Below are 15,678 nucleotides of genomic sequence, written 5' to 3'. Positions count from 1 at the left end.
TTCTCTTATTCAGAAGTTCTGTCTTTTAGTCGTAATGGCCGCTTCATTTGTCCCTCTTTTTACGGATTATTTTTCTTGGCTACTTGGGTTTGGTTTTAAAATTCACCATGAAGATTTGGAACATAGTTTTTTTAATTCATTAATGAACGCGAAGTAAATTTCCTGGATTCTAACCAACTAAAAAATCTGCCTGTCTCCATTAGGATTCAGGCAGATTTGAGATTAAATTATTCAGCTATTCACCTTTTGTTTGAATCACGTCTGGATGCTTTCCGGATGTATCTTGCATCTGTTTGCCTTTATTTCCACCGGCAGCTCTAGGTTGAGTTCCAATGTGATTTGGTACAAATGACTTGGAATTTTTCTTCGGATTTCCCATTTTATCTTCACCCCTTCTTTCTTATCATGCTTACTTACGCATGACTTATAAGGTGTAGATATTGGATATTACTCCGCTCGTTCCATCATTCTTTTATCGATTCGATCTTCTAGAACTTCCATTGCATGTTTATCCATTATAATTTGTTTTTTATTTTCCAGTATTAAATCTGCTAAAGACATCCGCTTACGCTTTTTCATCGTCAACCACCATCCATACTTTATTTTATAATATCATTGCCTACTTTTTCTGTATTTATAACATTTTTAGAAAATAACGATAACTAATTAGTCTTTAAAATATGAAAAAACAGCCTTCAAGGCTGCTTACATGTTTGCGATATGCTCTTCCATTTGTTTATATTCCATTAACCCTACAACCTTTTTATCAATAACTCCCTCTTCATTAATGAAGAATGAAGTTGGAATGGACACAACCTTATATTTTTTGTTCACTTCACCATCTACATCCAATACAGTCCGAAACGTAAGTTTTAAATCACTCATAAATCCTTTTATATCCTGATCAGAATCTATATTTACGGCTAAAACAACTACATCAGGATGAGATTGTTTGATTTTTTCCATATCAGGCATCTCTTTTTTACACGGATTGCACCAGGTTGCCCAAAAGTTTAACAACACCTTTTTCCCCTTATAATCAGATAGTGTAATTTCCTTTCCATCTGGATCTTTTAATGTAAAGTCGACTGCTTCTTTGCCCTCATCAGCCTTGACAGGTGTATCAGGCTGATTCAACACTTGATAAAATGCTACTCCAATCAGTATCAGCAATAAAAGTGACCCGATGATTTTTTTCACACTAAACTCCCCCAGCCACAAATAGTATATTCCCCACCTGAAATTGTATCAGTATTTCCAATTTTACGAAAGCGTGAAAATCTCATCCTGATAAGATTTACAGAATTCTGATCTTCATATTTACAATTAGTTATTCTAAACAAAAATAAAAAACTGACCGAAGTCAGTTTTTTATCGTTACTTAGTAGATGATGCTTCTTGTAATTTTCCTCGTAAAACCATTGGTAAGATACCGCCATGACGATAATAATCGATTTCCACATCAGAATCAAAACGAACTAAAACATCAAATTTCTTCTCTGTTCCGTCCTCTCCAACTGCAGTTACCTCGATGATGTCACGTGGTTTAACATTTTCATTAACTGGAACAAAGATTCTCTCTTTTCCAGTTAAACCAAGTGTTTTAGCGCTTTCGCCTTCTTTGAATTGAAGCGGAAGTACACCCATTAATACAAGGTTGGAACGGTGAATTCTTTCAAAGCTTTCCGCAATGACCGTTTTAATTCCAAGTAGGTTGGTACCTTTGGCAGCCCAGTCACGGGAGCTTCCCATTCCGTAATCTTTCCCAGCCAATACGATCAAGCCAGCATCATCTTTTTTATATTCCATACATGCATCATAGATAGACATCACTTCACCAGTTGGCCAATACGTTGTATATCCACCTTCAGTGCCTGGAGCAATCTGATTACGGATTCGGATATTAGCGAAAGTACCGCGCATCATAACTTCATGGTTTCCACGACGAGAACCGTATGAGTTAAAGTCACGGATAGCAACTCCTTTTTCACGCAAGTATTTACCTGCTGGTGTATCTTTGCCGATAGATCCAGCCGGAGATATATGGTCTGTTGTAACTGAATCTCCAAATAATCCGACAACGCGCAGTCCGTCAAGCGGTTTTACTTCTGTTGGGTTAGGATCCATATTTACAAAATAAGGTGGGTTTTGAATATAAGTTGAATCAAAATCCCAATTATATAAAGGTTCGTTGCTGGTTTGGATTTCATTCCATCTTGCATTGTCATCGAATACATGCTCATACTCTTTAAGGAAGAGATTAGATGTTACGGTATCCTGTACAAGTTTATTAACCTCTTCACTGGATGGCCAGATATCTTTGAAATAAATATCTTTTCCATCTTTACCTTTTCCAATTGGATCATTCTCAAGATCGATATCCACTGTACCTGCTAAGGCATATGCGACAACCAATGGCGGTGATGCCAAATAGTTTGCTTTTACTAACGGATGAATACGTCCTTCAAAGTTACGGTTACCGGATAAGACAGAAGTAACAAGTAAATCTGATTCAGAAACAGCTGCTTCAATCTCTTCCATTAATGGACCGGAGTTCCCGATACATGTAGCACAGCCATACCCAACAACATTGAAACCAAGTTTATCAAGGTATGTTCCCAGACCAGAATCACGCAAATAGCCTGTAACGACTTTTGATCCCGGAGCTAATGATGTTTTTACGTGATGTGGAACCTGTAATCCTAATTCCACTGCCTTCTTAGCAACTAGTCCAGCACCCAGCATAACATATGGGTTAGAGGTATTCGTACAGCTTGTAATGGCAGCAATGGCAATATCACCTGTTTTCATCGGCGCCTGACGGCCATCATTCAGCTGAACAGTGATTTTTTTATTAATTTCATCTTGACTAAGACCGAATCCTGCATTTCCAACCGGAGCTGTTAAAGCTTGATTGAAGGCAGATTTCATATTAGATAAAGGAATCAAATCCTGCGGACGTTTTGGACCGGATAGATTAGCCTCAATTTCTGAAAGGTCAATCTCAATAATTTTTGTATATCTTGGTTCATCACTGTTTTTATAGTAGAACAAACCGTTTTCTTTACAATATTGCTCAACAATTGCGATATGCTCTTCTGTACGTCCAGTCAAACGCATATAAGTAAGAGATTCTTCGTCAATTGGGAAGAAACCGCAAGTAGCGCCATATTCCGGTGCCATATTTGCGATGGTCGCACGATCTGAAAGTGAAAGAGCGCTCATCCCAGGGCCGAAAAATTCTACAAATTTATTAACCACACCACTTTTACGCAGTATTTCAGTAACTTTTAACGCCAAATCTGTAGCCATTGTTCCGTTTGGCAAGGAATTAATAAACCGTACACCGATAACTTCAGGTACTGGGAAATAAGAAGGTTGACCAAGCATTCCAGCTTCCGCTTCAATTCCGCCTACACCCCATCCTAATACACCCAGACCATTTATCATGGTAGTATGTGAATCAGTTCCCACTAAAGAATCTGGGAATGTCATATAATCGCCATCCGGCATTTCTACTGAATGTACAACATTAGCCAAATACTCAAGGTTCACTTGGTGAACAATCCCTGTATCTGGTGGAACCGCACGGTAATTATCAAATGCTTTTTGTGCCCAGCTTAGGAATTGGTAACGTTCCGCATTTCTTTCAAATTCTAAATCCATATTAATCTGCAACGCATCTGCAGTTCCATATTTATCAACCTGAACTGAATGGTCGATAACAAGATCAACCGGGATTTCAGGGTTAATTTTACCCGGATCTCCTCCGATATCAGCCATGGCTTTACGTAATGAAGCCAAATCGACTACAGTCGGTACACCTGTGAAATCCTGCAATATTACACGGGAAGGTTTAAAAGGTACATCAATATCGATTGACATTTCCTCTGTTCCCCATTTAGCAAGGTTTTCCACATGTTCCTTTTTAATAGCTCTCCCATCCTGTTGACGCAAAACGCTCTCCAGTAAAACTTTAATGGAATAAGGCAATTTGGAAACTTCTCCAACTCCTGCTTCTTCCAATACATTCAAATTGTAGTAATGATAGCGTTTACCGTCGATTTCAAAAAATCTCCGTGATTCGAACACATCATTTTTCCCCAATCAAATTACCCCCTCTAGGTAAAAGATATTACAGAATATAGTAATAAATTGTAGAAAAGTAAAACACTTTTCATTCAATCCTAATATTCTAACAATTTAATATTAATATAACCTTTCCATAAAGTAAAATATAAGTAATTTATTACCTGTCATAAGTTCTGCTTATTGGTAATTATTTTCCTGATAAAATAAAAGCCGGCCAGCAAAGTAATATTAGCTGGCCGGTACCTTATCGATATTTTTCAAATTTGTCTAAATCTGAAACCATTTTGTCTAATGTATTTCTATAATCATCCAGTTGGTCCTTTTGATGTTCACTTGCCACTTCATAAGCATTTTCAACCTGCTGATACGCCTCATTAATTTCTTCCCACAAATGTCCCACTTCATGGCCAAATTGAGGATCATGCTGCATAGATTCAAGATTTTCATGTGCATCCACCGCTCTTCTGACGCCATTTTGAGCGGATTGAAACGCTTGAACTTTATTTTTGTGATAAGGCACGTACACCCCTCCTTAACAATATATCTTTTATGATGTACGGAAGTTTATTGCCTTATTCATGATGTGAATCAGCTTCTAAATACCCGTTATTATATACCTGTATAATCATTTAATAGGCTCTCATACTATAGGTAGGAGGGATGAATATGTCGAATAAAAACGCTAATCACCAAAAAGGCCCTAAAGATAAAAATCATTCTGGCCAACCGGCACCCTTAAGCGGTTCTCATAAAGTGAAAAACAGGCAGCATACACGTCAAAAAAATCATTCTCATCACGATATGTAACAGCATTATCTTTTCTTAAAAGACTGCGGGAGGAATTTTTTCTCTCGCATTTTAATTCCGCTCATAGATAGTATTCAGGAAAAGATCCTCAGACTTTCAACAGAAACATTGATTATAAGGTTTTGTATTATCTTTAATGGCCTTTCCTACTGGCAGACCTAATACAACTACTAATATCCTCTATATTTTTAAATTTTCGCCTTTTAACTAAAAATATTATTATTAACTTTCCCTTTTCTCTCCCTGATTGTTTAAAATTCTTTTTCTGAAGGTTACACAGCTTACCGTTTTTGTGCGTGCTCACGATACGTTTGATTTTTCTAAGGAATTAACCTGCCTCCCGCATGTTCATGTGTAATCAATCCCTTTTGTGGTACGTATATCTATATAGAATTTTATTGAGGAGGTATTATACGACAATGGATTATGTATGGTACGCAAGTTATGGATCCAATTTATTAGAGAGCCGCTTTCGTTGTTATATAAGCGGAGGGACACCAGAGGGTTCTACAAAAAATGAACGTGGGTGTACGAATCCTGCTTATCCAGAAAAAATTGCTCCGATTTCTCTTCCTTATGAGATGTACTTCGCTGAATACTCAGGTCGTTGGGATGGCGGTGTCGCTTTTATCAATACTGATAGAGATACGAATACAAGGACATACGGTAAGAAATACCTAATTACTAGCGAACAGTTTAAACAAATTGTACAGCAGGAGAATGACAATTATAAAATGGAGATAGATCTTGAATTAGCCAAAAATGTTCATACCTATTCCTTTAACGATTCTTGGTATGGTAATATTCTCTACTTGGGTGAGACGGATGGATATCCGATTTTCACCTTTACAGATAATCGAACTATTGCTGAAAAGAACATCACTCCACCTTCTCTTCCCTATTTAAAGAATATTTATTATGGACTAGCTGATCTGTATGAAGATGATAAAAATCTAATTCAATATTTATATTCCAAAAAAGGTGTTTCTGATGCCTATTCTTTAGCTGACTTAGAAAACTATTTTAACTAAACTAAAAAAGCACTTCAATTGCAATTAAATCTCTAACAATTGGAGTGCAGCTTTTAGAGTAGTGACTGACATTATTTTAAATCAGTTCGTCAGCTTTTAATAAAAATTCCAGATCTCTTTGCTGAATAAATTGTCCTGCATAATTAGAAGGCATGTCTTGTTTTAATATTTCAATCGCTATTTTGATTGGCACCCATCTTAATACAAATCCGTCGTTAATCTCATCGTCGGTATACATCGGGTCTTTAAGTTCACCAATAGTTTTAGCAATATATCCATAAGATATCTGAAGCAGCTCTTCATTATTACGGTATTCAATAGTAAGTCCCAGTTCCTTAATATCTTCTATTAAGGTTCCTACTTCTTCTTCTACCTCTCTTTTTAATGCATCATAAATAGTTTCATTGCTTTTAATGCCTCCACCAGGCAATTTATGATAGTTTCCATTTGTAACGAATAAAAGAGCAATCTCATCACGGTCGTTAATGACTACAGCTCTGGATGCCTTTCTAATACGGTATGCATGATCCGTATACTGTTCTGACGCATCATCATAAATTTCCTTGATAAGTTCCATGGTTTATGACCCCTTTTAAATCTTTCTAATAATCCACAGTATGATTATATATAATTTTAGCTTTCTGTGTAATATATTATTATACATATTCATAAATAAAACGCATAAGACCTGCCTCAAAGCTAAATATGATATAATACCCATAATCATATGTATATTTTATATATTCTAGCTGCACAAAATTATTTATTTATAATAAGATAGTGAAATTTCAGTATATATAGATAAGGTGGCTGAATGAATGACATTAAAGGAAAAAGCAGTACAATTTGCAACGGAGGCACATGCCGGACAAGTACGTAAGCTGTCAAATGAACCCTATATTATACACCCTTTGCAGGTGGCTAAAACTCTTGAAGAGGCTGGTTTTTGTGAAGAATTGGTGATTGCAGCATTACTGCACGATACTGTGGAGGACACAGATACAACGATTGAACAGATTGAAAAGGAGTTTGGACCTAAAATCGCGCATTATGTTTCTGCTCATACAGAGGACAAAACAAAAACCTGGGAAGAACGTAAGCAGCATACACTTGAGCTTGTTAAAGAAGCGCCTCTTGAAGTAAAGGCTCTTATTGTTGCTGATAAATGGGATAACCTAAAATCCATGACTGCCGGACATGAATTATTGGGGAGTGAAATTTGGAACTGCTTTAAAAGAGGACTGGATTCTCAGGAATGGTATATCAGAGGGGTTGCAATGAATAGCTTTTATGGTTTGGACGACAAAGAGATTCCGGAGTTTTTCCATCAATACGTTAAAGACGTAAATAGCTTTTTTGATTCTATAAAAGATAGTAACAACAAATAATTTGTCAAACACAGCCATAATAACCCGGGGACCTATTAAGGTCCTATTTTCAATCAAACGCTATTTCCGTAAAAGAAAACCTCTTCATAAAAAGAAGAGGTCAAATAGAGAAGTATTTTTCAAATGGACTGACGTCTATTTTTTCAATTTCTAATTTTTTTCGAAGAAATTTGTGATCACGTTTTGGTGTTGCTAGAATATACCCTTTAATAATAAGATCCATCGTTATCTTATTAGCCTTTTCTTTAAGTGCAAGTTCACCGATTCTCCCTGCGATTTTATGCCTTGCTACATCTCGAAATAATTCAGGAACCGGGCTTACTAATTCTTCTAGAAAATCTTTTTCTTCCTGATTCCATAGATGCCTTGTCTGATTAACAAATTCAACTTCCCAGTCCATATCTGATTTTCCATCTTCTTTGGGCAGTTTTTTTAAGAACTTTCGAAACATAAAAAATCCACCGATGGCCATAAAACCAATCATAAAGACAACCCAAAACAGGATGAACCATAAAAACCATCCTTCTAACATAGATCATTCACCCCAGTTAAGTAATACACAATCCCCTAATTTAACAATCATTTTCCATGTATTATTATAACAAAGAGTTGGAAACCTTCAACTAAATTGACTAATAATTACTAAATTGTTTGTACAAAATTCGTATAAGGGAACCTCCATTCCTAACATGGATTTTGGAGAAAAATAAAAAGAATTGCAGGAAAAGGGTGTATTACGTAAATATATCAAAGATTTTGGGCTTTTCTCTATTGTTTTCCCTTTTAATTGAGATTGTTTTTAATTGTCAGAATTATCAATCTCTGATATAACTAAAGATAACAATCTGACTGTATTAAAGAAGTAATGAATATACTGTATAGTTTCCTCATATCATTCAATCTAGATATTTCTTTAATCTAATCAGGGATTGTGGTTATTTTTGTTAAGGGTCAGATTGGTTTGTTGCATTTCCACTACTTTAAGGAGGTCTTTACTTAATGGGAAAAAAAGTACACAGACGCAGGGAAGTCAGACGATTACTTCGAGAAGAATTAAAGAAGATGGAATCAATAACCAAGCAACAGCCTAATGAACAATTAACGCCAATCGGTGCAATGAAAAATTAATCTGGCGCTATCGCCTATCGAACTAAAGCACCCAGAATACATGTATTCTGGGTGCTCTTTTCTTATTATGACATTTTTTATGTATAGACCATAAATTTTCAACAACCAAGAAAAAAATATGTAAAAATACACTTGAAAATAAAATTTATTTCTTATTCTCTATGTCAATATTACCATAGCATTTCACACCTCTATTACCTGATTTTACAAAATTTCTATGTTTCTTCCTAAAAACGCTGGGTATGTAATAGATTGTACGAGCAATCGCTCACAAAATACTATTATATACGGAGGTATGAATATGTTTTTTCATAAAAAAGAACTTCAATTCGAAGCTAAACCAACTAGACCAGATCCATTGATGGCAAAGAAAATTCAAGAACTGATTGGTGGACAATATGGTGAAATGTCCGTTATGATGCAATATTTGTTCCAAGGCTGGAGCGTACGCGGCAATGAAAAATATAAAGACCTTTTACTTGATATCGGTACAGAAGAAATCGGCCACGTTGAAATGTTAGCGACTATGGTCGCACGTCTTCTTGATGACGCACCACTTAAAGATCAAGAAAAAGCAATGGCTGACCCAGCAGTCGCTGCTGTACTAAGCGGTATGAATCCACAACATGCTATTGTTTCTGGATTAAATCCTCGTCCACAGGACAGTGTTGGTAACCCTTGGATGGGAAGCTATGTAACAGCAAGCGGCAACTTATTGGCTGACTTCCGCTCTAACCTAAACGCTGAATCACAAGGTCGATTAGCTGCAGTCCGTATTTATGAAATGACAGATGATCCAGGAATTAAAGATTTGCTTTCCGTTCTGATTGCACGTGATTCTTATCACCAAAATCTATGGGCGAAAGCAATCGCTGAATTAGAAGAACAAGAAGGATTACTTGTTCCAAGCACATTCCCACGTGAAAAAGAACGCTTAGATATTGCCTACTCTTTATATAATTTCTCCGAAGGCGAAGAAAGCAGCACTGGAAGCTGGGCAAGCGGCGAAGCGCCTGATGGACAGGGTGAATTCCGCTATGAAGCAGTTGTTCCACCGGCTGAAGGAGCTAAACCAATGTTAAAACCAGCACCACTAGAAACACATAACACATTGCCAATGGACACAGATAAATCAATCTTATAAATAAACACTCCTATATAATTTAGACTACCATACAAAAGGATTTCAGAATAGCACTTATTCTGAAATCCTTTTTTCATAGATATTTCCCTTTGCTCCCCCTGCACTGCTTGCTCATTTTACTATTGCACCCCCTATTGTTGATTATCGTAAAAACTCCTTTTTCTGTATCATTTAAAAGAATTTCGAGTATCATTACGCATTTATATTTTCTGTACTTTAAAGCCCTCTAAATTCCGGGGAACATTAGCCACTCTTCCATGTCCTATAATAAACATCATCATCCCCCCTCCCCCATTAATCGATAATATTTTCCCATAGTATCTAAGTAATAAAACAATGCTTGTTCTTAAGCTATCTCAATGAAGATTTTGATTAAGTCTACCTTTCTTTATTAATTAATTATCTAAAAAGAATCCTTCGCTCTCTTTTGGATATGCTAATGGCATATTTATTGAAAAAGAATGGAGGTTTCTTCATGAATAATCCACATGTGAAAAAACTCGATGATATCGAAAAGGAATATGGGACAAATAGTAAGCTTGGTTTAAGCGATGCACAAGTAGCGGAACATCAAGCGAAATATGGACTTAATCAATTAAAAGGAAAAAAACAGAAAACGCTCGTCCAACGTTTTTTTGAACAATTTAAGGATATCATGGTCTTGATTCTAATCATTGCAGCTGCGGTTTCCTTTTTCGTCGCTCTTAAAGGCCATGATACAAAGGAATATATTGAACCAGTTGTTATCTTAAGTATTGTTATATTGAATGCTGTACTTGGAGTTGTTCAGGAGAATAAGGCGGAAAGATCACTCGAGGCACTACAGAACCTTTCCTCTCCGCGGGCAAAAGTCATCCGTAATGGAAAATTAACCGAGATTGAAGCAAGCCAGATTGTGCCTGGTGATCTAATCGAATTTGAAGCTGGTGATTTCATTCCTGCTGATGGAAGATTGGTTGATGCAGCTTCCTTGAAAATTGAGGAGTCAGCATTAACTGGAGAGTCCGTTCCAGTTGAAAAGGATCAGAATGCAACAGTTAATGAGGATGCACCCCTTGGAGATAGAGTGAATATGGTTTTTTCAGGCAGCAGTGTTTCCTATGGTCGCGGAAAAGCAATTATAACTGGAACCGGAATGGATACACAAATGGGCAAGATTGCCGAATTGCTTGAATCAGCTGACCAAGGTCAGACACCTCTGCAACAAAAACTAGGCAAGCTAGGAAAGTACCTCGGCTTACTGGCGCTTGCCATCAGTATTGTAATCTTTGCTATCGGATTCTTCTCTGGAATGCCGATACTCGAGATATTTATGACTGCAGTATCCTTAGCAGTCGCTGCTATTCCAGAAGGTTTGCCTGCAATTGTCACAGTCGTTTTAGCACTCGGCGTCCAGCGAATGGTCAAAAGAAATGCTATAATCCGCAGGCTTCCAGCAGTTGAAACTTTAGGAAGTGCCTCTGTTATTTGCTCTGATAAAACAGGTACACTTACACAGAATAAAATGACAGTCATCAAAGCCTGGGTTAAAGGTGAACCAGAAGATATAACTGACCATGTTTCCGGTCCAATTAAATCCTTGCTTCGCCTTGGTTCACTTGCATCAAATGGGACCGTTGAAATCGTAGATGGAGAAGAAAAGCACATCGGCGATCCAACAGAGACTGCTATCCTTTCAGCAGCGCTTAAGAATCAAATGACAAAAGAAAGCCTTCATGAAGCAGCACCCCGTGTTGGTGAGATTCCTTTTGATTCTGACAGAAAGCTAATGACAACCATCCATGTAATAGAAGGAAAACCTTATGCATTAACAAAAGGTGCTTTTGATGTATTGATGAACCGTTGTAAAACTGGTGATTTTGAAGCTGCCAAGAGAATTAACAACCAAATGACGGATGAAGCTATGCGTGTTATCGCTGTTGCTTATAAGGAACTTGACAGTGTTCCTGATCACCCTAATAGCGATGAGATTGAGCATGATTTGCACTTTGTCGGCTTGCTTGGAATGATTGATCCTCCACGTGCAGAAGCTAAGGATGCTGTACAGGTTTGTAAAAGAGCTGGTATCCGCCCGGTTATGATCACAGGTGACCATATTGGAACAGCAAATGCCATTGCCAAAGAACTCGGTATATTAAATGCCGGACAAAAGTCTCTTAGTGGTGCAGAACTTGAAAAAATGAGCGATCAAGCATTAAATGACTCAATCGATGAGTACTCTGTTTATGCACGTGTGTCACCGGAAGATAAAATACGGATTGTCCGCGCCTGGCAGCAAAAAGGTGCAATCGTATCAATGACAGGTGACGGGGTTAATGATGCTCCTGCCTTGAAGGCAGCTGATATCGGTTGCGCGATGGGCATAACTGGGACGGATGTCGCAAAAGGAGCATCAGATATGATCTTGACGGATGATAATTTTGCGACAATTGTCGATGCAGTAAAAGAAGGTCGCGGTACCTATGATAATATCCGCAAAGCCATTCAATTCCTGCTTGGCACTAATATGGGTGAGATATTTATTGTTTTCATTGCCATGATTATTTGGCAACAAACACCGCTCCTTGCCATCCATCTTTTGTGGCTGAACTTAGTGACAGACGGACTTCCTGCACTCGCTCTTGGAATGGAACCTGTTGAAGAAGATATTATGAAGAGGAGACCGAAGCCAAAAGCAGAAGGAATTTTTGCAGGTGGGCTCCTTTACCGGATTGTCCTTCAGGGGTTGATGTTTGCTGTACTTTCCTTAATCGGCTTTTATCTGGCAGGAGTCAATCTGAACTCATTAGGCGCTGCCCAAACAATGGCCTTTCTAGTTTTATCACTTTCGCAGCTCTTTCATGTTCTAAATGTAAGAACAACCAAATCTATTTTCCAATCCGATATTCGTGAAAATAAATATATGATTCTTGCCCTGCTTGCTTCACTTTTACTTATAGTTGCGATTGTATTTATACCACCGCTAGCTTATATTTTCGAGGTAACATCTCTTCCTTCTGAATACTATCTGATCGCGCTTGGACTTGGATTTGTTCCAATCATTGTAATTGAGATTGAAAAACTGATCAGAAGAACTAAGACAACCTAATTTCCAGCAGTTAAAAAGCACCCGATTGGGTGCTTTTTATTCGGCTAATCCGTTCGGTTTTTCTGATTCTTTTCCCCTTGGTGTTACTAGAATAGCCATTGTTGCTATTGATTAATGCTTGTTTAATAGCCACCTCCAAAAAGGAAGTGGTTGTACTTGTTATTGGACTAACTCTCCTGTTTGTTTAAGTACATTCCTTCACAAATATTATAAATAAAATCTCATTTAACTATACTATCTACCAAAAAATAAGGTAACAGCTCAACATCGAGCTGTTACCTATTTTTCACTTCAAAGAGCTATAAAACTTCATCTTCTTTTCTTTCAATTTTGTTCTTTAAATTTCTTGAAATTTTTCATGCCGCCTATGCTACTAAACATTTCATTTGCCTTTTCTTTTTCAATCATTTTAGAATTCAAACCTTGATACTTAGTCTCTTTTTTTAGTTTCCAGTAGCTTTCTAGCCTTTCAATTGACAAAAATCCATCTTTCATTGCTTTTTGTACTGCACAGTTTGGCTCATGTTGGTGTGTACAATCATTAAATTTACAATCATTAGCAAGGTCTTCAATATCAGAAAAAGACTTGGTTAAATCTGCACTTATAATTCCAAGCTCTCTCATACCAGGAGTGTCTATAACAACACCTAAATTTTGCAACATAATTAATTCACGGCTTGTAGTAGTATGTTTGCCTTTATCATCATTCCTTATTTCATTTGTATCTAATAAGTTTTGGCCGATAAGGCAATTAATTAAGGTTGATTTCCCAACTCCAGATGAACCTATAAACGCTACTGACTTCCCATTTGAAAGATACTTTTTTAAAGATTGGCATCCTTCATCAGAAGTATTTGTTGTAACAATCACATCTATACCAATTGCAATAGAATATATTTCATTAAGTCTTGATGCTATATCATCACATAAATCTGACTTTGTAAGTACAACAACTGGGTTTGCACCACTGTCCCAAGCGATAGAAAGATAACGCTCTAGTCTACGCAGATTATAATCATTGTTCAGTGACATACAAATAAAAACCGTATCAATATTTGTAGCGACAATCTGAATATCTTTTTTGGTTCCTACCATTTTACGTCCAAATACGCTTTTTCGTGAAAGTATATGATGAATAATTCCGTTCCCCTTTGAATTATTTGTTCTGTCGATCATAACAAAATCTCCAACAGCAGGATATTCAGAAATTCCTGTTACATTATAGTGATACTTACCGGATATCTCAGCAACAACCTCACCACTTTCTGTAATCACCTTATATAAATTTTTAGATTGTGATGAAACTCGCCCAATAAAAAGGTCTTTATATATTGTAGACTCCTGTATGAATTCTTCAATAAGTCCTAAATTTTTCATATCAATATTATTCAATTTCATTTCCTCCTAAAGTTTAGATAATAACTTTTGGGAGGTTTTATGCATTAGTTTATTTTGTGCATACCTCCCTATTTGTTACAATCTCCACATTTCGCTTGCTATACATAAACACAGCCGCTCCTTTCATTACTTATAAGTTTTATATTAGTACAATCCAACTCTAATGTTCAACACAAATTAAACAATGTTCTTCCACTAAACTGCCCCGTTAGCAGCATAAGAAAAGGCCGTCAATTTTGACAGCTTTGATCTTCGGCTATCGCAGTTAAAGTTAAAGGTTTAAAATGCTAAAAGTGATACGGTTAAATAAAAAACTGCAAATAGAAATGCTACAAACATAATTAAAGTACCTTGAGTTATAAAAAAAGTATTTATCATATTTTTCTTTTTGTTTATGGTATATTCTTTAGCGAAAGATAGATGAAATGGAATACAAATTATTGAAAAACAAAAACCAACACTCAGGCAGATTAAAACAAATTGAACGAATATGGGTACATTCGTTTCAAAAAAGAAATCTGATAACCCGAATAAGGGTATTCCATACCAAAATCCGACTGTAAGAATCAATACCATTAAAGTAATTAAAGATAAAAATATATTGTTTTTCATTGTTCGAAAATAAAACCGCATTTTGATACCCCTTTATCCCTTGGACTTAAAACTCCCATTTTCTTTATCTCGTCTATTGTAAAAATCCCACTTAGATATATTAAAATCCTTCTTCCGCTAACCTGCCCCTTTAGTCGCATAATAACTGAACGTCTTATGACAGTCTTAACCTTCTGCTAGATTCCCCCTTTTTTGCAGATTAAGAAGGTGAGCTAAACACCAAACTTTCGGTATAAAATAAAGCCCTGCAGCCCTGGTTCATGTAATAAGTAACTAATCGATATAAATAGTACAGTTGTGATACAATAAAAAAAATCACACAGGAGGAAAATAATGATAAAAGGTTTGTTACGTATATTGAGTTTGATTGCTACAGTCTTAGTGCTGATGTGGATTTTTGATTTGGTTTTCAAGGATATACCATCTAAGAATTTTATAGACGTTGCTGTTTTGATGGGAATAGGTGGGGCAATCGGAGTAACAATTCGCATTGCGATAGATCGGGCTAAAAAATCTTGATCTTCTTTTTTCAACATCTCTATACTAAAGGGCGATGTTAACAAAAAAGAAGACATAAATAACCTTGTCTTATAAAAATATATCTTTTGTTTTTTTACTATTAGATGTGTCGACTTATCCCTCTATAAGTTTTCTAAATTATATATCAAATAGCAGTTCGTTAACGCTTCTTTGAACTTCTCTTAGTCCTTGGTTGCACTGCAAAGTAGCAAATCTTTCTTCCACTAACCTGCCCCGTTTCTTCCATAAGAAATTCAATATAAAAGGGCATTAATCCTACTTGGACAATGCCCATAGGTAAAGTAGAAAAGTTCACAATTCATTGCCCCATATGGAAGTGAATATCAATAGCAACCACTATCCCAATAAGTTCAAATACTATATCCTCTTTATGATCACTATCCCCTATATGATAAACATCATTGTTGAATAAATTTTCTTTTATCGTTTCATAAAATAAGGAGCGTTTCT

General features: G+C 36.4%; 15 protein-coding genes. 7 read left to right on the top strand and 8 right to left on the bottom strand.

The annotated features are described in order from the left end of the window. Nucleotides 1-235 precede the first annotated feature (235 nt). The 5 genes from AC4BHA_RS00075 to AC4BHA_RS00055 form a co-directional block, all read right to left on the bottom strand. Nucleotides 236-379 carry an acid-soluble spore protein N gene (locus AC4BHA_RS00075; protein WP_066103946.1) on the bottom strand — a complete coding sequence of 48 codons (144 nt, stop codon included), beginning with the start codon at nucleotides 377-379 and terminating at the stop codon, nucleotides 236-238. A gap of 68 nt (nucleotides 380-447) precedes the next feature. Next, on the bottom strand, nucleotides 448-579 hold the full coding sequence (locus AC4BHA_RS00070; protein ID WP_077248025.1) for an FbpB family small basic protein: 132 nt from the start codon (nucleotides 577-579) through the stop codon (nucleotides 448-450). Nucleotides 580-705: 126 nt separating this feature from the next. After that, on the bottom strand, nucleotides 706-1,200 hold the full coding sequence (locus AC4BHA_RS00065; RefSeq protein ID WP_066103947.1) for a TlpA family protein disulfide reductase: 495 nt from the start codon (nucleotides 1,198-1,200) through the stop codon (nucleotides 706-708). A 177-nt stretch (nucleotides 1,201-1,377) separates the two neighbouring features. After that, entirely contained in the window at nucleotides 1,378-4,107 is a 2,730-nt protein-coding gene (gene acnA, locus AC4BHA_RS00060; protein WP_490557928.1) for an aconitate hydratase AcnA, read from the bottom strand. A gap of 229 nt (nucleotides 4,108-4,336) precedes the next feature. Then, on the bottom strand, nucleotides 4,337-4,612 hold the full coding sequence (locus AC4BHA_RS00055; RefSeq protein WP_066103951.1) for a hypothetical protein: 276 nt from the start codon (nucleotides 4,610-4,612) through the stop codon (nucleotides 4,337-4,339). 146 nt (nucleotides 4,613-4,758) lie between these two features. Here AC4BHA_RS00055 and AC4BHA_RS00050 point away from each other — a divergent pair, with 146 nt between their 5' ends. Together AC4BHA_RS00050 and AC4BHA_RS00045 are read left to right on the top strand one after the other, a co-directional pair. Further along, complete coding sequence (locus tag AC4BHA_RS00050) at nucleotides 4,759-4,899, top strand: small acid-soluble spore protein P (protein ID WP_077248027.1); 141 nt, start codon at nucleotides 4,759-4,761, stop codon at nucleotides 4,897-4,899. Between the two features lie 419 nt (nucleotides 4,900-5,318). Further along, the gene (locus AC4BHA_RS00045; RefSeq protein ID WP_066103954.1) at nucleotides 5,319-5,930 is read left to right on the top strand and encodes a hypothetical protein; all 612 of its coding nucleotides are present in this window, start codon (nucleotides 5,319-5,321) and stop codon (nucleotides 5,928-5,930) included. Between the two features lie 76 nt (nucleotides 5,931-6,006). Here the strand turns inward: AC4BHA_RS00045 and AC4BHA_RS00040 are convergent, their stop codons facing one another. Then, complete coding sequence (locus AC4BHA_RS00040) at nucleotides 6,007-6,507, bottom strand: NUDIX domain-containing protein (protein ID WP_139891983.1); 501 nt, start codon at nucleotides 6,505-6,507, stop codon at nucleotides 6,007-6,009. 241 nt (nucleotides 6,508-6,748) lie between these two features. On the opposite strand from AC4BHA_RS00040, the gene AC4BHA_RS00035 reads away from it, so the two are divergent. After that, nucleotides 6,749-7,318, top strand: coding sequence for an HD domain-containing protein (locus tag AC4BHA_RS00035; protein ID WP_140461422.1), 570 nt, complete (start codon nucleotides 6,749-6,751; stop codon nucleotides 7,316-7,318). Between the two features lie 100 nt (nucleotides 7,319-7,418). On the opposite strand, the gene AC4BHA_RS00030 is transcribed toward AC4BHA_RS00035, so the two are convergent. Then, the gene (locus AC4BHA_RS00030; protein WP_066103960.1) at nucleotides 7,419-7,850 is read right to left on the bottom strand and encodes a DUF2621 domain-containing protein; all 432 of its coding nucleotides are present in this window, start codon (nucleotides 7,848-7,850) and stop codon (nucleotides 7,419-7,421) included. A gap of 467 nt (nucleotides 7,851-8,317) precedes the next feature. On the opposite strand from AC4BHA_RS00030, the gene AC4BHA_RS00025 reads away from it, so the two are divergent. From AC4BHA_RS00025 to AC4BHA_RS00015, 3 genes are all read left to right on the top strand, one after another. Then, the gene (locus AC4BHA_RS00025; protein WP_257469051.1) at nucleotides 8,318-8,446 is read left to right on the top strand and encodes a hypothetical protein; all 129 of its coding nucleotides are present in this window, start codon (nucleotides 8,318-8,320) and stop codon (nucleotides 8,444-8,446) included. Between the two features lie 301 nt (nucleotides 8,447-8,747). Continuing rightward, nucleotides 8,748-9,590 (top strand): manganese catalase, encoded by an 843-nt coding sequence (locus AC4BHA_RS00020; protein WP_490557927.1) that lies wholly within the window; start codon nucleotides 8,748-8,750, stop codon nucleotides 9,588-9,590. Nucleotides 9,591-10,065: 475 nt separating this feature from the next. After that, the gene (locus AC4BHA_RS00015; protein WP_490557926.1) at nucleotides 10,066-12,678 is read left to right on the top strand and encodes a calcium-translocating P-type ATPase, PMCA-type; all 2,613 of its coding nucleotides are present in this window, start codon (nucleotides 10,066-10,068) and stop codon (nucleotides 12,676-12,678) included. A 324-nt stretch (nucleotides 12,679-13,002) separates the two neighbouring features. Here AC4BHA_RS00015 and rsgA read toward each other — a convergent pair whose 3' ends face one another. Beyond that, a complete protein-coding gene (gene rsgA, locus AC4BHA_RS00010; protein WP_490557925.1) occupies nucleotides 13,003-14,070 on the bottom strand; it encodes a ribosome small subunit-dependent GTPase A in 1,068 nt (355 codons plus the stop codon). A 951-nt stretch (nucleotides 14,071-15,021) separates the two neighbouring features. On the opposite strand from rsgA, the gene AC4BHA_RS00005 reads away from it, so the two are divergent. Then, nucleotides 15,022-15,207 carry a hypothetical protein gene (locus AC4BHA_RS00005; protein WP_148629679.1) on the top strand — a complete coding sequence of 62 codons (186 nt, stop codon included), beginning with the start codon at nucleotides 15,022-15,024 and terminating at the stop codon, nucleotides 15,205-15,207. Nucleotides 15,208-15,678: the final 471 nt, after the last annotated feature.

The organism is Pradoshia sp. Z3_51, from assembly GCF_058215915.1.
Note: the sequence above shows the minus strand (reverse complement) of the source record. Positions and strands in the feature narration are given on the sequence as shown.